Origin of the sequence: Pseudomonas marginalis, assembly GCF_001645105.1 — a bacterium.
In the GTDB taxonomy this organism is placed as follows: domain Bacteria; phylum Pseudomonadota; class Gammaproteobacteria; order Pseudomonadales; family Pseudomonadaceae; genus Aquipseudomonas; species Aquipseudomonas petroselini.
Window position 1 is genome coordinate 276,654 of the sequence record NZ_LKEG01000044.1, and the last position, 19,504, is coordinate 296,157.

General features: G+C 61.1%; 18 protein-coding genes. 4 read left to right on the forward strand and 14 right to left on the reverse strand.

Going from position 1 to position 19,504, the window contains the following annotated elements; all coding sequences use genetic code 11:
- Nucleotide 1: 1 nt before the first annotated feature.
- The 3 genes from AO064_RS19460 to AO064_RS19470 form a co-directional block, all read right to left on the reverse strand.
- Nucleotides 2-1,066, reverse strand: coding sequence for a putative 2-aminoethylphosphonate ABC transporter ATP-binding protein (locus AO064_RS19460; protein WP_064054345.1), 1,065 nt, complete (start codon nt 1,064-1,066; stop codon nt 2-4).
- 223 nt (nt 1,067-1,289) lie between these two features.
- Nucleotides 1,290-2,153, reverse strand: a complete 864-nt coding sequence (locus AO064_RS19465) for a LysR family transcriptional regulator (protein ID WP_046034919.1) — start codon at nt 2,151-2,153, stop codon at nt 1,290-1,292.
- A gap of 16 nt (nt 2,154-2,169) precedes the next feature.
- The gene (locus tag AO064_RS19470; protein WP_064054346.1) at nt 2,170-4,416 is read right to left on the reverse strand and encodes a heavy metal translocating P-type ATPase; all 2,247 of its coding nucleotides are present in this window, start codon (nt 4,414-4,416) and stop codon (nt 2,170-2,172) included.
- Between the two features lie 85 nt (nt 4,417-4,501).
- On the opposite strand from AO064_RS19470, the gene cadR reads away from it, so the two are divergent.
- The gene (gene cadR / locus AO064_RS19475) at nt 4,502-4,942 is read left to right on the forward strand and encodes a Cd(II)/Pb(II)-responsive transcriptional regulator (protein WP_015886388.1); all 441 of its coding nucleotides are present in this window, start codon (nt 4,502-4,504) and stop codon (nt 4,940-4,942) included.
- 128 nt (nt 4,943-5,070) lie between these two features.
- Here cadR and AO064_RS19480 read toward each other — a convergent pair whose 3' ends face one another.
- From AO064_RS19480 to AO064_RS19490, 3 genes are all read right to left on the reverse strand, one after another.
- Nucleotides 5,071-5,904 (reverse strand): thymidylate synthase, encoded by an 834-nt coding sequence (locus AO064_RS19480; protein WP_015886389.1) that lies wholly within the window; start codon nt 5,902-5,904, stop codon nt 5,071-5,073.
- A 51-nt stretch (nt 5,905-5,955) separates the two neighbouring features.
- Entirely contained in the window at nt 5,956-6,768 is an 813-nt protein-coding gene (gene lgt / locus AO064_RS19485; protein WP_064054347.1) for a prolipoprotein diacylglyceryl transferase, read from the reverse strand.
- 77 nt (nt 6,769-6,845) lie between these two features.
- A complete protein-coding gene (locus tag AO064_RS19490; RefSeq protein ID WP_015886391.1) occupies nt 6,846-7,628 on the reverse strand; it encodes a sulfite exporter TauE/SafE family protein in 783 nt (260 codons plus the stop codon).
- Between the two features lie 121 nt (nt 7,629-7,749).
- Here AO064_RS19490 and AO064_RS19495 point away from each other — a divergent pair, with 121 nt between their 5' ends.
- Nucleotides 7,750-8,496 carry an NRDE family protein gene (locus AO064_RS19495; RefSeq protein ID WP_064054348.1) on the forward strand — a complete coding sequence of 249 codons (747 nt, stop codon included), beginning with the start codon at nt 7,750-7,752 and terminating at the stop codon, nt 8,494-8,496.
- A 147-nt stretch (nt 8,497-8,643) separates the two neighbouring features.
- On the opposite strand, the gene ptsP is transcribed toward AO064_RS19495, so the two are convergent.
- Both ptsP and AO064_RS19505 read right to left on the reverse strand, forming a co-directional pair.
- Nucleotides 8,644-10,923, reverse strand: a complete 2,280-nt coding sequence (gene ptsP, locus AO064_RS19500; RefSeq protein WP_015886393.1) for a phosphoenolpyruvate--protein phosphotransferase — start codon at nt 10,921-10,923, stop codon at nt 8,644-8,646.
- A gap of 22 nt (nt 10,924-10,945) precedes the next feature.
- A complete protein-coding gene (locus AO064_RS19505; protein WP_003176750.1) occupies nt 10,946-11,425 on the reverse strand; it encodes an RNA pyrophosphohydrolase in 480 nt (159 codons plus the stop codon).
- A gap of 143 nt (nt 11,426-11,568) precedes the next feature.
- Between AO064_RS19505 and AO064_RS19510 the strand changes: the two genes are divergently transcribed.
- Nucleotides 11,569-12,225 carry a histidinol-phosphatase gene (locus AO064_RS19510; RefSeq protein WP_064054349.1) on the forward strand — a complete coding sequence of 219 codons (657 nt, stop codon included), beginning with the start codon at nt 11,569-11,571 and terminating at the stop codon, nt 12,223-12,225.
- 102 nt (nt 12,226-12,327) lie between these two features.
- Here AO064_RS19510 and AO064_RS19515 read toward each other — a convergent pair whose 3' ends face one another.
- Both AO064_RS19515 and ilvA read right to left on the reverse strand, forming a co-directional pair.
- Nucleotides 12,328-12,741, reverse strand: coding sequence for a DUF2269 family protein (locus AO064_RS19515; protein WP_064054350.1), 414 nt, complete (start codon nt 12,739-12,741; stop codon nt 12,328-12,330).
- 40 nt (nt 12,742-12,781) lie between these two features.
- Nucleotides 12,782-14,296 carry a threonine ammonia-lyase, biosynthetic gene (ilvA, locus tag AO064_RS19520; protein ID WP_015886396.1) on the reverse strand — a complete coding sequence of 505 codons (1,515 nt, stop codon included), beginning with the start codon at nt 14,294-14,296 and terminating at the stop codon, nt 12,782-12,784.
- 136 nt (nt 14,297-14,432) lie between these two features.
- On the opposite strand from ilvA, the gene rpiA reads away from it, so the two are divergent.
- Nucleotides 14,433-15,104, forward strand: coding sequence for a ribose-5-phosphate isomerase RpiA (rpiA, locus tag AO064_RS19525; protein ID WP_015886397.1), 672 nt, complete (start codon nt 14,433-14,435; stop codon nt 15,102-15,104).
- 27 nt (nt 15,105-15,131) lie between these two features.
- Here the strand turns inward: rpiA and AO064_RS19530 are convergent, their stop codons facing one another.
- From AO064_RS19530 to AO064_RS19545, 4 genes are all read right to left on the reverse strand, one after another.
- A complete protein-coding gene (locus AO064_RS19530; protein WP_064054351.1) occupies nt 15,132-16,046 on the reverse strand; it encodes an SdiA-regulated domain-containing protein in 915 nt (304 codons plus the stop codon).
- Nucleotides 16,047-16,166: 120 nt separating this feature from the next.
- Entirely contained in the window at nt 16,167-17,093 is a 927-nt protein-coding gene (locus tag AO064_RS19535) for an SdiA-regulated domain-containing protein (RefSeq protein WP_064054352.1), read from the reverse strand.
- 179 nt (nt 17,094-17,272) lie between these two features.
- On the reverse strand, nt 17,273-17,938 hold the full coding sequence (locus AO064_RS19540; protein WP_064054353.1) for a fumarylacetoacetate hydrolase family protein: 666 nt from the start codon (nt 17,936-17,938) through the stop codon (nt 17,273-17,275).
- 21 nt (nt 17,939-17,959) lie between these two features.
- The gene (locus tag AO064_RS19545; RefSeq protein ID WP_015886401.1) at nt 17,960-19,354 is read right to left on the reverse strand and encodes an FAD-binding oxidoreductase; all 1,395 of its coding nucleotides are present in this window, start codon (nt 19,352-19,354) and stop codon (nt 17,960-17,962) included.
- Between the last annotated feature and the right edge of the window lie 150 nt (nt 19,355-19,504).

Consider the following 19,504-nt stretch of genomic DNA (forward strand, 5'->3'; position numbering starts at 1 on the left):
CTCAGGCAAACACCTGCAGGCTGCGCGGCGGCAAGGCCACCCAGATATCCTGGGCGCCCAGGCGCGGCATGGCTTCCGGCGCCAATTCGGCCAGTAACGGGTGGCCGGGCAATTGCTCCAGTTCAAAGCTCATGCGGCAGCGGTTGCCGAGGAAGGTGATCTCACGGACCTTGGCCGGGAACAGGTTCTCTTCGTGCACCGGCGGGTTGATGCTGATCGCCTCCGGGCGGCAGAACAGGCGCCCGGACTTGGCCGCACCGGCATCGTCGGCCAGGCGCATGTTCATGCCGCCGACCTGGGCGTGGCTGACACTGTTGCGGCTGAACGGCAGCCAATTGCCCTGGCCGACGAACTCCGCCACGAACGGCGTGGCCGGGCGGTCGTAGATCTCCTGGGGCGTGGCGTATTGCTCGACCTTGCCGTTGTTCATCACGGCAATGCGGTCGGCCATCAGCATGGCTTCGTCCTGGTTGTGGGTGACCATCAACGTGGTGATACCCAGGCGTCGTTGCAGTTGGCGCAACTCGGTGCACAGATGCTCGCGCACGCGGGCGTCGAGGGCTGACATCGGTTCATCCAGCAGCAATAACGACGGCGCCGGGGCCAAGGCACGCGCCAGCGCGACCCGCTGCTGTTGGCCACCGGAGAGTTGCCCGGGGTATTTCTTTTCGCTGCCCAGCAAGCCGACCAATTCCAGCATCTGGCCAACGCGCTGGCGTACTTCATCACGACTGCTGCCGGTGAGGCCGTAGCCGATGTTCGCTTCGACGGTGAGGTTGGGAAACAGCGCGTAGGACTGGAACAGAATGCCGTAGTCCCGTGCCTGGGGCGGCAGCAGGGAAACATCCCGGTTGCCCAGGTAAAGTTCGCCGCTGTCCTGGCGCTCCAGCCCGGCGATGCAGCGCAGCAAGGTGGTCTTGCCGCAGCCGGACGGGCCCAGCAGGCACACCAGCTCGCCGGCGGCGACGTCCAGGGAGACGTTATCCAGCGCGGTAAAGGCGCCGAAGCGTTTCTGGATACCGCGCACCTTCATCGGCGCGCCGGGTTGGGTCAGGGCTGTGTTCATGGTGGCACCTCATCAAACTGATGAAGGCCATGCTAGGCAGGCAATGCGTCCCTGATGTGGCAGAAAGGCAAAACGCGGTGATAGTGGTATTGGTGGATTTGGGTAGGGCTCTCAGCGGTGAGTTGCCTGGTCTATCGCTATCGGGGGCAAGCCCCCTCCCACACTTGACCGAGTTCCAAGATGAGGCTTGCCCCCGATTGGCCCTCAAGGCAGCCACACACCTCTAAATTGGAGACATTTCCTGCGCCAACCCCAGAAACGCCGCCGGCAACCGCGCGCCCTTTCGTTCCTTCAGGCAGTACAGGTATTCCGGAATCTGCGGCGCATTCTCGATCGTCAGCACCCGCAGCTGCGGGTCATGAGGCACTTCCTGACGGGCAATGATACTGATGCCGATATTGCGCAGCACCGCTTCACGAATGGATTCGCGGCTGCCGATTTCCAGCAGCGGGCCGTAACTCACGCCGGCGCCCTGCAGCATGTCTTCGGTCAACCTGCGGGTGGTGGAGCCGGCCTCACGCATCAACAGCGTGTGCCCTGCCAACGCGTTCAACGACACATGATCAAGCTGGGCCAGTGGATGATTGCGATGCACCGCCAACACCAGCGGATCAGTGCCCAATACGCGGCGAATCAGGCGTGGGTCTTCCAGCAATTGCGAGGAGGCGGCGACGTCGACGCGATAATCGTCCAGCGCTTCCAGCACTTGCTGGGAGTTGCCGATTTCTACCGACACCTCCACCTGCGGCAGGCGTTCGCGGAAGGCTTTGACCAAATCGAGGATGTAATACGGCGCGGTCGCGGCAATTCTCAATGCACCCTGGACCTGGCCATTGTTGCGCAGGAAGAACTCGATATCCGCTTCCTGCTGCAACAGCGCCTTGACCATCGGCAGCAGGCGCGCGCCGTCATCGCTGACGGTGAGGCGGCGGCCGCCTCGGTAGAACAGCTCGACGCCGTATTGGCTTTCCAGGTTACGGACCTGGGTGGTGACCGTGGGTTGGCTCAGGCCGAGCTTTTTCGCCGCCTGGGTGATGCTGCCCAGGCGGGCGACCATGTAAAACGCCTTCAACTCGGCACTCAGCACACCACCCTCTCATCGACTATTTGCGCAACAGGCGCAGGCCATTGAACACCACCAACAGGCTCACGCCCATGTCGGCGAACACCGCCATCCACATGGTGGCCATGCCCAGGAAGGTCACGGCGAGAAAAATCGCCTTGATCACCAGCGCCAGGGCGATGTTCTGTTTGAGGATACTCGACGTTTGCCGCGACAGACGAATGAATGCCGGAATCTTGCGCAGGTCATCATCCATCAGCGCTACGTCAGCGGTCTCGATGGCGGTGTCGGTACCGGCTGCGGCCATGGCAAAACCGATCTCGGCACGGGCCAGCGCCGGTGCGTCGTTAATGCCGTCGCCAACCATGCCCACGCGATGGCCTTGGCCGTAGAGGGTTTCGATGGCTTGCAATTTGTCGGTAGGCAACAGGTCGCCCTGGGCCTGGTCGATACCGACCTGGGCAGCAATCGCCTGGGCGGTGTGGGTGTTGTCGCCGGTGAGCATCAGGGTCTTGATGCCCAGCTCGTGCAGTTGCTGGATGGCCTCACGGCTGCTGTCCTTGACCGTGTCGGCCACAGCGAACAGCGCCAGCGGGCCGGATTTGTCGAGCAGCAGCACCACGGACTTGCCCTGTTTCTCGAGGGCGAAGAGTTTCTCTTCCAGCGCCGGCGAGCAGAGGCCCAGGTCTTCCACCAGGCGGTGGTTGCCCAAGTGGTAGGTTTCGCCATTGATATCCCCGCGCACGCCGCGACCGGCCAGGGCCTCGAAGTTATCCACAACGTGGGTGGGCAGATTTTTATCCACAGCCGCGTTGGCAATCGCCAGCGACACCGGGTGGTCGGAACGCCCGGCCAGACTGGCGGCCAGGGCCGGCGCGCTGTCTTCGACGTTAGGGAACAGCGCCAGGTAATCGGTTTGCACCGGCTTGCCGTGGGTGATGGTGCCGGTCTTGTCGAGGGCCAGGTAGTCGAGCTTGTAACCGCCCTCCAGGTACACGCCGCCCTTGATCAGGATGCCTTTGCGCGCCGCCGCAGCGAGACCGCTGACGATGGTCACTGGGGTGGAAATCACCAGCGCACACGGGCATGCCACCACCAGCAGCACCAGGGCACGGTAGATCCAGTCGAACCAGACGCCAGCCATGAACAGCGGCGGAATAATGGCCACGCCCAAGGCAAACAGGAACACGGCCGGGGTGTAGATTTTCGAGAACCTGTCGACGAACCGCTGGGTCGGCGCCCGTGCGCCTTGGGCCTGTTCCACCGCGTGAATGATGCGCGCCAGGGTGGAGTTGTTGGCCGCCGCGGTCACTTTATATTCCAGGGAACCGGCCTGGTTGATGGTGCCGGCGAAGACTTTATCGCCCACGGTTTTTTCAATCGGCAGGCTTTCACCGGTGATCGGCGCCTGGTCGATGGTGGATTGGCCGGCAGTGACTTCACCGTCCAGGCCGATGCGTTCGCCGGGCTTAACCCGCACGATGGCACCCATTTCTATGCTTTTGACCTCTTTTTCAACCCACGTTCCGTCAGCCTGCTGCACGGTGGCCTGCTCGGGTGTCATCTGCATCAAGCCGCTGATGGCATTACGCGCGCGATCCAGGGATTTGGCTTCGATCAACTCGGCGACAGTAAACAGGAACATCACCATCGCGGCTTCCGGCCACTGGCCAATCAGGATCGCGCCGGTCACCGCGATACTCATCAAGGCATTGATGTTCAGGTTGAGGTTTTTCAGGGCAATCCAGCCCTTTTTGTACGTGGTGAGGCCGCCGCTGAGGATCGACACCAATGCCACCACCGCGATCACCCAGGTAGGCGCGGCGTCATTGAAGTGCAGCACTTCGGCAGCCAACGCGCCGACGCCGGACAACGCCAGCGGCCACCAGTGTTTCTTGGCGGGCGGCTCAGCGGCAGGCGTACCTTCTTCGATGGGATCGGCCTGCATGCCGAGGGATTTGATCGCGTCGATGATCGGCGCGGTGCTCGGCAGGTCATGGGTGACGCCGAGGATGCGGTTGATCAGGTTGAATTCCAGCTGCTGCACGCCCGCAAGCTTGCCCAGTTTGTTCTGGATCAGCGTCTGCTCGGTGGGGCAGTCCATGGCTTCGATGCGAAAGGTGCTCAGCCGCGAACCGGCGGTGGGCGCTTCGCTCAGTTGCACCAACGCAGGGGCCGGCGTGCCGGAACAGCAGGAGCCGCCGTGGCCGTGGTCATGCACGGGGGTCAATTTCTTCGGGCCATGATCGTGGTCATGTTTGTGCGGGGTGTGGATGGAATCGCTCATTCTGTCGCGTCCGTAGAGGTGCCTGTTGCCAAGTAAAGACCCTGTAGCCACTATAGGGTCAAGCACCCATTTGGAGATTGCTGCGATGAAGATCGGCGAATTGGCCAAACTGACCGACTGCCCGGTGGAAACCATCCGTTATTACGAGAAGGAAGGCCTGCTGCCGCCCCCGGCGCGCACTGACGCCAACTACCGCGTGTACACCCAGGCGCACACCGAGCGGCTGGTCTTTATCCGCAACTGCCGCAGCCTGGACATGACCCTGGAAGAAATCCGCAGCCTGCTCGGGCTACGGGACAGCCCGCAGGACCAATGCGAAAACGTAAATGCGTTGATCGATGAGCATATCCACCATGTGAAAGCGCGGATCGACGGGCTGCTGGCGCTGCAGGAGCAATTGCTGGACCTGCGCCAGCGCTGTGGCGGCGGAGATCATTGCGGGATTTTGCAGCAACTGGAGGTGAGCGGAGGTGTTGCCGCCAGCGAGGCAGAGCCCTCGCATGTGGGCAGAAGCCACGGCCATTAATTCAAGCGAACACGGTTCAAATGTGGGAGGGGGCTTGCCCCCGATGGCGGCGTGTCAGTCACCGATGACTTAACTGACCCACCGCTATCGGGAGCAAGCCCCCTCCCACATTTAGACCGAGACCGTCTTCAGATAGCGACGTCGGCCTTGATGCTTGGGTCAGCGTCGTAGCCTACGATTTCAAAATCTTCGAATTTATAATCGTAGATCGACGCAGGCTTACGCTTGATCACCAGTTCCGGCAACTTCTTCGGTGTGCGCGCCAGCTGGGTGCGAATCTGCTCCATATGATTGCTGTAGGCGTGGGTGTCGCCGGTGGTGACGATGATCTCGTGAGGGATCAGATCACATTGCTGGGCCAGCATATGGGTGAGCAACGCCAGCGCGGCGGTGTTGTACGGCAGGCCGAGGAACACGTCGGAGCTGCGGATATACAACTGCATCGACAAGTGACCGTCGTGTACGAACGCCTGATACAACAGGTGGCACGGCGGCAGGGCTTGTTTGCCGTTGCGCGCGTTTTCCTGCGGGCTCTTGGTTTCGTCGGGCAGGTACTCGACGTTCCAGCCGTGGAACAGGATGCGACGGCTATTAGGGTTGGTCTTGAGCGTATGGACCATGTAGTCGATCTGGTTGATCGTGCCGCCGTCCTTGGTCGGCCAGGCGGTCCACTGCTCGCCGTACACCGGACCGAGGTCACCGTCTTCAGTGGCCCACTCGTCCCAGATTTTCACGCCGTTTTCGTTGAGCCACTTGATGTTGGTGTTGCCGCTCAACATCCAGATCAGCTCGTTGGCGATACTTTTGAAGTGAAGCTTCTTGGTGGTCAGCAACGGGAAGCCGTCGGCCAAGTTATGCCGATACTGACGGGCGAACACCGCTTTGGTGCCGGTGCCGGTGCGATCGCCCTTGGTCAACCCATTGGTCACGACGTCGTTCAGTAGTTCGAGATATTGCTTCATTTGGGTACCCGTATCGTTGAAGCCGAGGCTTGGAAGCCTCGGCATTCGAATTTATAGCGCGGTGTTCTTCAAAGGCTGCGGGCGGTTGTAGGCCCACCACAGCAGGCCTAGGCCGCCCAGGATCATCGGCAGGCTGAGGATCTGGCCCATGGTCACCCAACCGAACGCCAGGTAGCCCAGTTGCGCATCCGGCACGCGCACGAACTCGACGACAAAGCGGAAGATCCCGTAGAACAACGCGAACATGCCCGACACCGCCATGGTGGGGCGCGGCTTGCGCGAGAAGATGTACAGGATAAGGAACAGTGCCACACCTTCCAACGCGAACTGGTAGAGCTGCGACGGGTGGCGCGGCAATTGCGCCGGGTCGCTGAACGGCGGGAAGATCATCGCCCACGGCACGTCGGTCGGCTTGCCCCACAACTCGGCGTTGATGAAGTTACCGATACGCCCGGCGCCCAGGCCGATCGGCACCATCGGCGCAACGAAGTCCATCAGTTGGAAAAACGACTTGCCATTGCGGCGACCGAACCACCAGGCCGCGATCATCACGCCGATAAAGCCGCCGTGGAACGCCATGCCGCCTTTCCACACTTCGAAGATCAGCGTCGGGTTGGCGATGTACGCGGAGAGGTCGTAAAACAGCACATACCCCAGGCGCCCACCGACGATCACCCCCATCGACAGCCAGAAAATCAGGTCGGAGAGCTTCTCCTTGGTCCAGGTCGGATCGAAACGGTTCAGGCGTCGGGAAGCCAGAAACCAGGCACCGCCGATGCCAATCAGGTACATCAACCCGTACCAGTGGATTTTCAGCGGACCGATGGCCAGGGCCACCGGGTCGATCTGCGGGTAAGGCAGCATTGCGACTCCTCGTTAAATCATTCGTGATGGCGCCGGACCATGCCGGGGCGCGATTAAGCCTGCATTACTCAAGTTGTTTAAAGCAAAAAGTTTATGCCGACGCAGAACAGCAACCCGGCGAACAACCGCTTGAGCAAACGCGGCGACAACCGATGTGCCAAGCGTGCGCCGAAGCGGGCAAACACCATGCTGGTCAGGGCAATGCCCAACAGTGCCGGCAAATACACGAACCCTAGACTATGAGCGGGCAACAGTGGGTCATGCCAGCCCAGAATCATGAAACTTAAAGCGCTGGCCAGCGCAATCGGCAGGCCACAGGCCGATGAGGTGGCCACCGCTTGCTGCATCGGCACGCTGCGCCAGGTCAGGAACGGCACGGTCAGCGAGCCGCCGCCAATCCCGAAAATCGCCGAGGCCCAGCCAATCACCGTGCCCGCCAGGGTCAGGCCGACCTTGCCCGGCACCGTCCGGCTGGCTTTGGGCTTGACCTCCAGGGCCAACTGCACGGCCACCAGCAGGGCGAACACGCCAATGATCTTCTGCAGGTGCGGGCCGGAAATCGCTTCGGCAGTCAGCGCACCAAAGCCGGCGCCGAGCAGGATGCCCACGGTCATCCACACGAAGATCGGCCAACGCACCGCGCCACGCCGGTGGTGCTCACGCACCGCGTTCACCGAGGTAAAGATGATTGTTGCCAAGGACGTGCCCACGGCCAGGTGGGTCAGCACCTGCGGGTCGAAGCCCTGCAAGGTGAAGCTGAACACCAGCACCGGCACGATGATTATCCCGCCGCCCACGCCGAATAGCCCGGCGAGCACGCCCGCACAGGCGCCAAGCAGCAAATACAGCAGAAATTCCATGGGAGCCCCCCAACCAAGTCCGGCATGTTAACGGATGGAAGGCATGCGACCCAACTGGATACGATGGAACGCTGCAGCCGGTGTGGGTAGAGTGGCAAAAAAACACAAAAGGGATCGCCTGATGTGCCTGATTGTTTTCGCCTGGCGGCCGGACCATGCCCAGCCGCTGGTCGTTGCGGCCAACCGCGATGAGTTCTACGCCCGCCCCAGCCTGCCGCTGGCCCAGTGGCCGGATGCGCCCGGTGTCTATGCCGGTCGCGACCAGGAAGCGGGGGGCACTTGGCTGGGTGTGAATGCCGATGGGCGTTTTGCCGCCCTGACCAATATCCGCGATCCCCACCAGCCGCCGGCACGCAAGTCCCGAGGGGAACTGGTGGCGCGTTTTCTCAACGGTTCACTGCCGATTGAGGACTATTTGGCCGACGTTAACGGCCGTTCGATTGAATATGCCGGGTTCAACCTGCTGGTGGGCACGCGGGATGAGTTGTGGCATTACAACGCCAACCATACCGAGCCGACGCGGTTGAAGGCTGGGGTGTACGGGTTATCCAATGCAGGGTTGGATACGCCGTGGCCTAAGTTGCTCAAGGCCAAGGCGGCGTTGAGCGAACTACTTGGGGACCCGCAGCCGGAGGCGTTGCTGGGGATTTTGAGTGATCCACAGACGGCGCCGTTTGCGGACCTGCCAGATACAGGGGTGGGATTGGCGACGGAAAGCCTTTTATCCAGCGTGTTTATTGCCAGCCCGAGTTACGGGACGCGGGCGAGTACGGCGCTGATTGTGAATGCCGACGGGACGAGGCGGATGGTGGAGCGTAGTTTTGGACCGCATGGCGGCAGACTGGGCGAGGTAGAACTCCTCCTGTAGTGAGCGGGCTTGCCCCGCGCTGGGTGGCGAAGCCGCCCTAATACAAGCGCCGCATGCTTTCAGATAGAACCGGTTAGCGGGTTGTGGGGCGGCTTCGCCACCCAGCGCGGGGCAAGCCCGCTCACTACAAAAGCCGACCGGCTGAAATTAGAGGGTTTTTGCGGAGGCGGGGTTGATCATCCGCGTCAGCCCCAAATTCTTCAGCGCCAACTGCAGCGAGCTGTGGATAACTTGCGGGTTGTCGATGGTCATCAGTTCCGCCAGCAGATCCTTGGCCATGCTCAGTTCAACCTGGCGCAGCATCCACTTCACCTTCGGCAAGTTGGTGGCGTTCATCGACAGGCTGTCAAAGCCCATCGCCATCAACAGCACCGCCGCCGCCGGGTCGCCGGCCATTTCACCGCAGATGCTCACCGGCTTGCCTTCGGCATGGGCGTCGCGCACCACGTGTTGCAGGGCTTGCAGCACCGCCGGGTGCAGGTAGTCGTAGAGGTCGGCCACCCGTGGGTTGTTACGGTCCACGGCCAGCAGGTATTGGGTCAGGTCGTTGGAGCCCACCGACAGGAAGTCCACCTGCCGCGCCAGCTCCTTGGCCTGGTACACCGCCGCCGGGATTTCGATCATCACGCCAATCGGCGGCATCGGCACGTCGGCGCCTTCGTCGCGTACTTCGCCCCAGGCACGGTGGATCAGGTGCAGTGCCTCTTCCAGTTCATGGGTACCGGAGATCATCGGCAGCAAAATGCGCAGGTTGTTCAGGCCTTCGCTGGCCTTGAGCATGGCGCGGGTCTGTACGAGGAAAATTTCAGGGTGGTCGAGGGTGACGCGGATACCGCGCCAGCCGAGGAACGGGTTGTCCTCTTTAATCGGGAAATACGACAGTGACTTGTCGCCGCCGATGTCCAGGCTGCGCATGGTCACCGGCAACGGGTGGAAGGCTTGCAGTTGCTCGCGATAAATCGCCAGCTGCTCCTTCTCACTCGGAAAACGCTGGTTGATCATGAACGGCACTTCGGTGCGGTACAGCCCCACCCCTTCGGCGCCGCGCTGTTGCGCACGGGCCACGTCGGCCAGCAGGCCGGTATTCACCAGCAGTGGCACACGGTGGCCATCGGTGGTCACGCACGGCAGCTCGCGCAATGAATCAAGGCCCAGCGCCAGTTGCTTCTCTTCTTCAACCACTTCGGCGTACTGCTTGCGCATCACTTCGCTGGGGTTGGTAAACACTTCGCCGCGGTGGCCATCAACAATCATGTCGATGCCGTCGACTTTGGAATACGGCAGGTCCACCAGGCCCATCACCGTCGGGATGCCCATGGCACGGGCCAGGATCGCGACGTGGGAGTTACCCGAACCCAATACCGACACCAGGCCGACCAGCTTGCCTTCCGGCACTTCGCCAAGCATGGTGGCGGTCAGTTCTTCACTGATCAGGATGGTGTTGTCGGGGTAGACCAGGTTGGTGGTGCGGTCTTCCTGCAGGTACGCCAACAGACGGCGACCGAGGTCACGCACGTCCGAGGCGCGTTCGCGCAGGTAGGCGTCGTCCATCAATTCGAAACGGTTGACGTGATCGGTGACCACCTGGCGCAACGCGCCCTGGGCCCACTGGCCGGTCTTGATCACGGTCTTGACTTCATTACCCAGCGACGCGTCGTCGAGCATCATCTGGTACACGTCGAACAGCGCACGCTCTTCGGGGCGCAGCTGGGTGGCCAGCTTGGTCGACAGGTTGCGCATGTCGGCGCGCACGCCTTCCAGGGCGGTCTTGAACAGTTTGATTTCAGCGTCGATGTCATGGACGGTCTTGTCCGGCACCACATCGAGGTCGGCCGGCGGCAGCATGACCACGGCGGTACCGACCGCCGCACCTGGCGAACCCGGTACGCCGACGAACTTGGCTTCCTGGATGCCCTTGCCCTGGCGCCCCAGGCCGCGAATCGAGCCGGTGGCTTCGGCGTGGGCAATCACGCCAGCGAGCTGCGCACTCATGGTCACGAGGAAGGCTTCTTCACCTTCGTCGAACTGGCGGCGTTCTTTTTGCTGGATAACCAACACGCCGACGACGCGGCGGTGGTGAATGATCGGTGCGCCGAGGAACGAGGCGTAACGCTCTTCACCGGTTTCGGCAAAGTAGCGGTAACGCGGGTGATCGGCGGCGTGTTCAAGGTTCAGGGGTTCTTCACGCGTCCCCACCAGGCCCACCAGACCTTCATTGGGCGCCATGCTGACCTTACCGATAGAGCGCTTGTTCAAGCCCTCGGTGGCCATCAGCACAAAACGGTTGGTCTCGGGGTCCAGCAGGTAAACCGAGCAGACTTGGCTGCCCATGGCTTCCTTGACGCGCAACACAATAATCCCCAACGCCGCCTTGAGATCCTTGGCGGAGTTAACTTCCTGGACGATCTTGCGCAGCGTATTGAGCATGGCTCGGGGTCGAACTCCGTCGTCAGTCGCGCGCTAAAAGGCGCGGGGCAAGCTCTTTGAGAGCGCGACGATAAACTTCGCGCTTGAATGTCACCACCTGGCCCAACGGGTACCAATAGCTGACCCAACGCCAGCCATCGAACTCCGGTTTACCGGTCAAATCCATCCGCACCCGCTGCTCGTTGGAGATCAGGCGCAGGAGAAACCATTTCTGCTTCTGGCCGATGCACAGCGGTTGGCTGTGGGTACGCACCAGGCGTTGCGGCAAACGATAGCGCAACCAGCCACGGGTACAGGCCAGAATTTGTACATCTTCACGCTCAAGGCCGACTTCTTCATTCAACTCACGGTACAAGGCGTCTTCAGGGGTTTCGTCGGGGTTGATTCCGCCTTGAGGAAACTGCCAGGCATCTTGGTTGATTCGGCGAGCCCATAGCACCTGTCCGGCATCATTCGTAAGAATAATCCCGACATTAGGACGGAAACCATCGGGGTCGATCACGGCAACAACCTCGCAAACGCATGTCGCCGCATTGTTCCACAAAGGTTGATGAAGCGGCAACGAGGCTTCTTACCTTATGTGCACTCTTGTGAAAAGACCGTATTCTGGACGCCTTTTTACAGACTTTTCAGCGAGTAACTGCAATGCGCCTGGCTTTATTCGACTTGGACAACACCCTCCTCGGCGGTGACAGCGACCACGCCTGGGGCGATTACCTCTGTGAACGCGGGATTCTCGACCCTGTGGCCTACAAGGCCCGCAACGACGAGTTCTACCAGGACTACCTGGCCGGTAAGCTGGACAACGCCGCCTACCTGAACTTCTGCCTGGAAATCCTTGGCCGCACCGAAATGGCCCAGCTGGACGAGTGGCACAACGACTATATGCGCGACTGCATCGAGCCGATCGTGCTGCCCCTGGCCCTGGAACTGCTGGCCAAACACCGCGCCGCCGGTGACACCCTGGTCATCATCACCGCCACCAACCGTTTCGTCACCGCGCCAATTGCCGCACGCCTGGGCGTCGAAACCCTGATCGCCACCGAGTGCGAGATGGAAAACGGTCGCTACACCGGGCGCAGCACCGATGTGCCGTGCTTTCGTGAGGGCAAGGTGACGCGCTTGAACCGCTGGCTGGAAGAAACCGGGTACAGCCTGGAAGACAGCTACTTTTACAGCGATTCGATGAATGATTTGCCGTTGCTGGAGCAGGTGACCCACCCGGTGGCGGTGGATCCGGACCCGAATCTGCGGGCTGAAGCCGAAAAGCGTGGTTGGCCGGTGATTACGCTGCGCGGCTGATAAATCTATCGGGGGCAAGCCCCCTCCCACACTTGATCGGGTTCACACGGTCAAAATGTGGGAGGGGGCTTGCCCCCGATGCAGGCGACTCGGTCTAAAGCCTCAAACCGGCTTTGCACCCATGAGCCCCGCAATCGCCACAAACCCCACCAGGCTGACCACTGCCAGCACCAAGGTGAAGTTCAAGCTACCACCCTCGCCCCGACGCAGCCGATTAAGCCGCGCCACCAGCCAGAACCACGCCAGCGCCGCCACGGTATAGAGGAGGCTGGACCCCAGGATCCACGTCTGCCCCAGCGGCCAGCCGATCAGATGCGCCAGCCACCAGCCGGTAAACGGCATGCTCACCACGCAAATCCCCATCAACAACCAGACGAATGCCCACGGGCGCTGCACGGTCACCGCCGGGCCGACACTGCGTTTGCGCCAGGCCAGCAACGCCAGCCCCAGACCACTGAGCAGCAGCAACACGGTGGCTGCAACGTGGATAACTTTCAAGGTAGTCAGGGTTTCCATGTGTCGTTTTCCTTAAAGGCCGCCCCGTCAGCGTAGTCGCTCAACCGAGGAACAGTGTGTAGGCCGGGTTATCGCTTTCATCCCAGTATGGGTAGCCAATGGCTTCCAGGGCTGCCGGTACCAGGTGACGCTCGTCCGCCGGCACTTGCAGGCCGGCGACCACACGGCCATCGGCTGCGCCGTGGTTGCGATAGTGGAACATCGAGATGTTCCAGCGCCCGCCCAATTTGTTAAGAAAGTTGAACAAGGCGCCCGGACGCTCCGGGAATTCGAAACGCAACACCACTTCGTCACTGACTTTGGCCGCGTGCCCGCCGACCATATGACGGATGTGCAACTTGGCCAGTTCGTTCTCGGTCAGGTCCAGCACCGGGAAACCCTGGCTCGTGAGGCTGGCGATCAGTGCACTGCGCGGGTCGGTTTCCGGATGAGTCTGCACACCGACGAAAATGTGCGCCTCGCTGCCGGAGTGGTAGCGGTAGTTGAATTCGGTAATCTGGCGCTTGCCCACGGCTTCGCAGAACGCCTTGAAGCTGCCGGGCTTTTCGGGAATGGTCACGGCGATGATGGCTTCGCGGCCTTCACCCAGCTCGGCGCGCTCGGCCACATGGCGCAGGCGGTCGAAGTTAACGTTGGCGCCGGAGTCGATGGCCACTAGGGTCTGGCCGGTCACACCACGGGTTTCCACGTATTTCTTGATCCCGGCCACACCCAATGCCCCCGCCGGCTCGGTGATGGAACGGGTGTCGTCGTAGATGTCCTTGATCGCCGCACAGATTTCATCGGTGCTCACGGTGATCACTTCATCCACATAGTGCTTGCAGATGTCGAAGGTGTGCTGGCCGATCTGCGCCACCGCCACGCCATCGGCAAACAGGCCCACGGTCGGCAGCACCACGCGCTCGCCCGCGGCCATGGCGGCTTGCAGGCAGTTGGAGTCGTCCGGCTCGACGCCGATGACCTTGATCTCCGGACGCAGGTACTTCACGTAGGCCGCGATACCGGCAATCAGCCCGCCGCCGCCCACCGGTACGAAAATCGCGTCCAGTGGCCCTGGGTGCTGGCGCAGGATTTCCATCGCCACGGTGCCCTGCCCGGCAATGGTGTGCGGATCGTCGTAGGGGTGGATGTAGACGTAGCCTTTTTCGTCGACCAGTTTCAGCGAGTAGGCCAGGGCTTCCGGAAAGGAATCGCCATGCAGCACCACTTTGCCGCCACGGGAGCGCACGCCTTCGACCTTGATCTCGGGGGTGGTCTTGGGCATCACGATGGTGGCTTTCACCCCCAGCACCTTGGCCGCCAGGGCCAGGCCCTGCGCATGGTTGCCCGCCGACGCGGTGACCACGCCACGCGCACGCTCTTCAGCGGTCAGCTGCGTCAGCTTGTTATAGGCGCCGCGAATCTTGAACGAGAACACCGGTTGCAAGTCTTCGCGCTTGAGCCAGACCTTGTTGCCCAGCCGCTCGGAGAGCTGGCGAGCGGTCTGCAACGGGGTTTCTACGGCAACGTCGTAAACGCGCGAGGTGAGGATCTTTTTGACGTACTGTTCAAGCATCGGCGGAAATCACTGGGCGAGTTGGGCAGGGCCAAGGAGTCTAACCCAGCGTTTGGGCGGGCGACCACACGAATCCAGAGGTTTTGTTGGGTTATACTCGCGCCCCTCTTTACTCCCCGCCCGTTCCGGAGCCCGCATGACCCAGGATCAACTCAAACAGGCAGTGGCCCAGGCCGCCGTCGATTTAATCCTTCCTAAACTCGACGACAAAAGCATCGTCGGTGTCGGCACCGGCTCCACCGCCAACTGCTTTATCGATGCGCTGGCCCAGCACAAGGGCGCGTTCGACGGCGCCGTGGCCAGCTCCGAAGCCACCGCCGCTCGCCTCAAGGGCCACGGCATTCCGGTGTATGAGCTCAACACCGTGAGCGACCTGGAGTTCTACGTCGACGGCGCCGATGAAAGCGACGAACACCTGAACCTGATCAAAGGCGGCGGCGCAGCCCTGACCCGCGAGAAGATCGTCGCGGCCGTGGCCAAGACCTTTATCTGCATCGCCGACGCCAGCAAGCTGGTGCCGGTCCTCGGCGCGTTCCCGCTGCCGGTGGAAGTGATCCCGATGGCCCGCAGCCACGTGGCTCGCGAGCTGGTGAAACTGGGCGGCGACCCGGTGTACCGCGAAGGCGTGTTGACCGACAACGGCAATATCATCATTGACGTGTTCAACCTGCAGATCACCAACCCGGTAGAGCTGGAGACGCAGATCAACGCGATCGTCGGCGTGGTCACCAACGGCCTGTTCGCGGCGCGCCCGGCGGATGTGCTGTTGCTCGGCACCTCTGAAGGCGTGAAAACCCTCAAGGCCTGAGAACACCCCATTAGTCATGCAGTATCTTCAGGAACTGGGTTTCTTGAAGACGTAGAACAGGTTCGGCTCGCTGACGAGGTACAACGTGCCCTCGTCATCCATGGCGATCCCTTCGGCCTGCGGCACCCGCTTCGTCAGGCCATGGCGCCCGTTCAGCAGTGACAGACTGCTTAGCGGGCGACCGTCGATATCCAGTTCCAGCACCAGGAACGACTCATCCGACAACGCCAGCAAATGGCCGCTGCGCTCATCGTATTGCAGGCTCGACAGGTCACGCACAAACAGCCCGGCATCGCGCTTGGGGTTGTTGATCACGTGCACCGAGTAGGTTTTTTCCGGTTTGAAATGCGGGAAGCCGTGGACCTCGTAGATCAGCATCGGGTCGCGCTCCTTGGCCACGAACAGGCGCTTGCCCACCGAGTCATAGGCCAGGCCTTCAAAGCCCTTGTTGCCCCCCACGTGCAGGCCCAGCGTCATCTGTTCCGCATCGGCGGCATCGAGGAATTGGGTGTCGTCGTCCACATGCACCTTGATCAGCCGCTGCTGGCGCTCATCGCTGATGACATAAATGTTGTCGCTGATAAATTCCACCGCCTCGGCATCGCCGAAGCCCACCAAGGGAATACGCCGCAGGATCTTGCCCTCAAGGGACAACTCGATCAGCTCGGCGTTTTTATTGGTGACGGTAAACAGGCTTTTGCGCACCGGGTCGTAGGTCAGGGCCGACACATCGTCATCGAGTCCTTCGATCACTTGGGCCTCCAGCGCCACACGGTAATCCGCCAAGCCGATGGAGCGCTCATTCGTCGGCTGACGCCACGCCTGCCAGTTGAACCAGGCACGCTCGAACAGGCGAAAGTGCTGCGCAACGGCCCCGGCACTGATCAGCGCGATCAACACAAGAATAGAGAAAACGGGTTTGGGGCGGGCTAGTCGACGCATCGGGGCGGGCTCAAAGTCAAAAGTGGCGAATGAATATCACGCCTGTCTGAATTTAAACTTAAACGCGCCCTGATGTCTGGCGAATGCCGCACACAGCGACATATCCGACGTAATCAGTTGTTATTTCTGCTTTTCGAAGCGATAGAACAGGTTGGGCTCACTGACCATGTAGAGCGTGCCGTCGTCGTCCATGGTCACGCCCTCGGCACGCGGAATGGTGTCTTTCAGGCCATTGAAACCGCCCAGCAAGGTCATGAAGCTGACTTGCTCACCCTTCTCGTCCAGCTCCAGCAGCAGATGGGAGTCGGCCGACAACACCAGTAGATGCCCGGTGCGCGGGTCGACCGCCAGTGCCGAGAGGTTGCGCATGTCCAGCTCGGTGTTGGTCAGCTTCACCTTGTTACCCGCCAGGGTCTGGCTGCCATCGCTTTTCCAGGTAAACAGTGCCGGCGGGCGCTCTTCGCCCAGGACCAATTGCTGGTTACGCTTATCCCAGGTGATCGCTTCAAAGGCCTTGTTCTGGTCCTTGGACGGGCCCAGGTCATAACTTGGGAAGTCGGCCTTGTTCAGCGCCGTGGTGGCAGCGTCGACCTTGACGATACTCAGGCTATGCTGGCGCTCGTCGACCACGGCCATCAGGCCGTTTTCCATCATTGTCAGCCCTTCGGGGTTGTTCCATCCGTTGAGCGGCATCTTGCGCAGCACATCACCTTGCAAGGTCAGCTCGACGAGAAACGGGTTTTTGCCCATGACCGAGAACAGCGTCTTGGTCTGGGGGTTATAGGCCAGGTCCGAGGCCTCGTCCTTCTCCATACCCGGTAGCAACTTGGCGTCGATGACTGCGTGGTAGTCCGGCAACCACACGCTTTCCTGGCGCTCAGCGGTGGTTTCGAAACGTTCCAGCACCCACAGCACACCGCGATCATCCCAGTGCATGGCCCAGGCAATGCCGTACACAATCGCCCCGGCGAGAAACACCCAGGAATACCAGCGCAGGGCAAAACGGGAACGCAGCTTAGGGGTGGCGGTAGGCAGGGGCACGGCCATTGGGCACTTTTCCGGAAAGTCAGCGTTAGGTGATAGCACAGGAACAACGGACCCGCGCGCTTGAGGCAGAGGATTATCCGGATGGGGTGTGAAAAAAATGCAAAAACTTGGATTTTGCGGCGACACACAAATAAAGGTGGGAGGGGCTTGCCCCCTCCCACAGTTTTAACCGCGTTTCGTCAGCGCACGCTGCTTTCGAAGCGGTTCACACCCGACAGTTCCAGCACCAGCTCATCACCCACATTCAGCGGGCCCACGCCGGCCGGGGTGCCGGTGAGGATCACATCGCCCGCCTGCAGCGAGAAGCAGCCGGCCATGTGCTGGATCATCGGGATGATCGGGTTGAGCATCTGCGCGCTGTTACCGTCCTGGCGCACTTCGCCATTGATGCTCAGGCGGATACCGATATCGGTCACGTCCTGGAAAGTGCTGCCCACTACGAACGGCGCAATCACCGCCGCACCGTCGAACGACTTGGCGATTTCCCACGGCAGGCCCTTGGCTTTCAGCTCGGCCTGCTTGTCGCGCAGGGTCAGGTCCAGGGCCGGGGCGAAGCCGGAGATGGCGTCCAGTACTTCTTCACGGCTGGGCTTGTTCGACAACGGCTTGCCGATCAATACCGCGATTTCCGCTTCGTAGTGCACCGAACCGCGCTCGGTAGGGATGCTGAAACCACCTTCCAGCGGCACCACACAGCTGCCCGGTTTAATGAACAGCAACGGTTCGGTCGGCACCGGGTTGTCCAGTTCCTTGGCGTGCTCGGCGTAGTTACGCCCGATACACACCACTTTACCGACCGGAAAGTGAATGTTGGTGCCGTCGACATACTTGTGCTGGTAGCTCATGGAACGACTCCTTAAGGGCAGTTAAACAGCGAAGATCTTGCCGGGGTTCATGATCCCGTTAGGGTCGAACACCGCTTTGACGGCCTTCATGTATTCGATTTCAACCGGCGAGCGGCTGTAGGTCAGGTAATCACGCTTGGTCATGCCCACACCGTGCTCGGCCGAGATGGAACCGTTGTACTTCTGGACGGTTTCAAATACCCACTTGTTCACGGTGGCGCACTTGGCGAAGAACTCATCCTTGCTCAGGTTTTCCGGCTTGAGGATGTTCAGGTGCAGGTTGCCGTCGCCGATGTGGCCGAACCACACGATTTCGAAATCCGGGTAGTGTTCGCCGACGATCGCGTCGATTTCTTTCAAAAACCCTGGGACTTTGGAGACCGTCACCGAGATATCGTTCTTGTAAGGGGTCCAGTGGGAAATGGTCTCGGAGATGTACTCGCGCAGTTTCCACAGGTTGTGCAGCTGGGTTTCGCTCTGGCTCATCACGCCGTCCAGCACCCAGCCCTGCTCCACACAGTGCTCGAAGGTTTCCAGCGCGTGATTGGCAACTTCTTCGGTGGTGGCTTCGAACTCCAGCAGCGCGTAGAACGGGCACTCGGTGTCGAACGGCGCTGGCACGTCGCCACGGCCCATGACCTTGGCCAGGGCCTTGTCAGAGAAGAATTCAAAGGCGGTCAGGTCCAGTTTGCTCTGGAACGCGTGCAGCACCGGCATGATCGAGTCGAAATCGGTGGTGCCGAGCACCATCGCAGTAAGGTTTTTCGGCGCACGGTCCAGGCGCATGGTGGCTTCAACCACAAAGCCCAGGGTGCCTTCGGCACCGATGAACAGCTGGCGCATGTCATAGCCGGTGGCGTTCTTGATCAGGTCGCGGTTCAGCTCCAGTACGTCGCCCTTGCCGGTGACGACCTTCATGCCGGCCACCCAGTTGCGGGTCATGCCGTAGCGAATGACCTTGATCCCGCCGGCATTGGTGCCGATATTGCCGCCAATCTGGCTGGAGCCCGACGACGCGAAGTCCACCGGGTAGTACAGGCCTTTTTCTTCAGCGACGTTCTGCAATTGCTTGGTAACCACGCCCGGCTGGCACACGGCGGTGCGGTCGGTGAGATTCACGTCGAGGATCTGGTTCATATAGTCGAACGAGACGACCACTTCACCATTGGCCGCCACGGCCGCCGCCGACAGGCCCGTACGACCACCCGACGGCACCAGCGCCACCTTGTGTGCATTGGCCCAACGAACAATGGCTTGCACCTGCTCGGTCGTCTTGGGGAAGACGATGGCGGTCGGCGCGGGTGCGAAATGCTTGGTCCAATCCTTGCCGTAAGCCTCCAGGGAGTCGGCATCGGTCAGCACTTTGCCGGGCTCAACCAGGGTCTTTAGCTCATCAATCAGGGCAGGATGGGTCATCGACAGAACTCTCGAACAATTCATGGTCATCCTGAGAACGCTTCACGTCGCAGGAATGAGTGTTAGCGGGGCGCATATGCTAGCATACCGCCCCCGCAGGACAGAGCCCAAGGGCGTTTCTGCGGTGACGGCTTTCCTGCCGTCCGGGTC

Coding starts and splice junctions, on each gene's coding strand:
- ilvA (WP_015886396.1), bottom strand. CDS start 14,296: ATGCTTGAACAGTACGTCAAAAAGATCCTCACCTCGCGCGTTTACGAC.
- rpiA (WP_015886397.1), top strand. CDS start 14,433: ATGACCCAGGATCAACTCAAACAGGCAGTGGCCCAGGCCGCCGTCGAT.
- AO064_RS19510 (WP_064054349.1), top strand. CDS start 11,569: ATGCGCCTGGCTTTATTCGACTTGGACAACACCCTCCTCGGCGGTGAC.
- AO064_RS19480 (WP_015886389.1), bottom strand. CDS start 5,904: ATGAAGCAATATCTCGAACTACTGAACGACGTCGTGACCAATGGGTTG.
- ptsP (WP_015886393.1), bottom strand. CDS start 10,923: ATGCTCAATACGCTGCGCAAGATCGTCCAGGAAGTTAACTCCGCCAAG.
- AO064_RS19540 (WP_064054353.1), bottom strand. CDS start 17,938: ATGAGCTACCAGCACAAGTATGTCGACGGCACCAACATTCACTTTCCG.
- AO064_RS19495 (WP_064054348.1), top strand. CDS start 7,750: ATGTGCCTGATTGTTTTCGCCTGGCGGCCGGACCATGCCCAGCCGCTG.
- AO064_RS19460 (WP_064054345.1), bottom strand. CDS start 1,066: ATGAACACAGCCCTGACCCAACCCGGCGCGCCGATGAAGGTGCGCGGT.
- AO064_RS19470 (WP_064054346.1), bottom strand. CDS start 4,416: ATGAGCGATTCCATCCACACCCCGCACAAACATGACCACGATCATGGC.
- AO064_RS19530 (WP_064054351.1), bottom strand. CDS start 16,046: ATGCGTCGACTAGCCCGCCCCAAACCCGTTTTCTCTATTCTTGTGTTG.
- AO064_RS19545 (WP_015886401.1), bottom strand. CDS start 19,354: ATGACCCATCCTGCCCTGATTGATGAGCTAAAGACCCTGGTTGAGCCC.
- AO064_RS19490 (WP_015886391.1), bottom strand. CDS start 7,628: ATGGAATTTCTGCTGTATTTGCTGCTTGGCGCCTGTGCGGGCGTGCTC.
- AO064_RS19515 (WP_064054350.1), bottom strand. CDS start 12,741: ATGGAAACCCTGACTACCTTGAAAGTTATCCACGTTGCAGCCACCGTG.
- lgt (WP_064054347.1), bottom strand. CDS start 6,768: ATGCTGCCTTACCCGCAGATCGACCCGGTGGCCCTGGCCATCGGTCCG.
- AO064_RS19535 (WP_064054352.1), bottom strand. CDS start 17,093: ATGGCCGTGCCCCTGCCTACCGCCACCCCTAAGCTGCGTTCCCGTTTT.
- cadR (WP_015886388.1), top strand. CDS start 4,502: ATGAAGATCGGCGAATTGGCCAAACTGACCGACTGCCCGGTGGAAACC.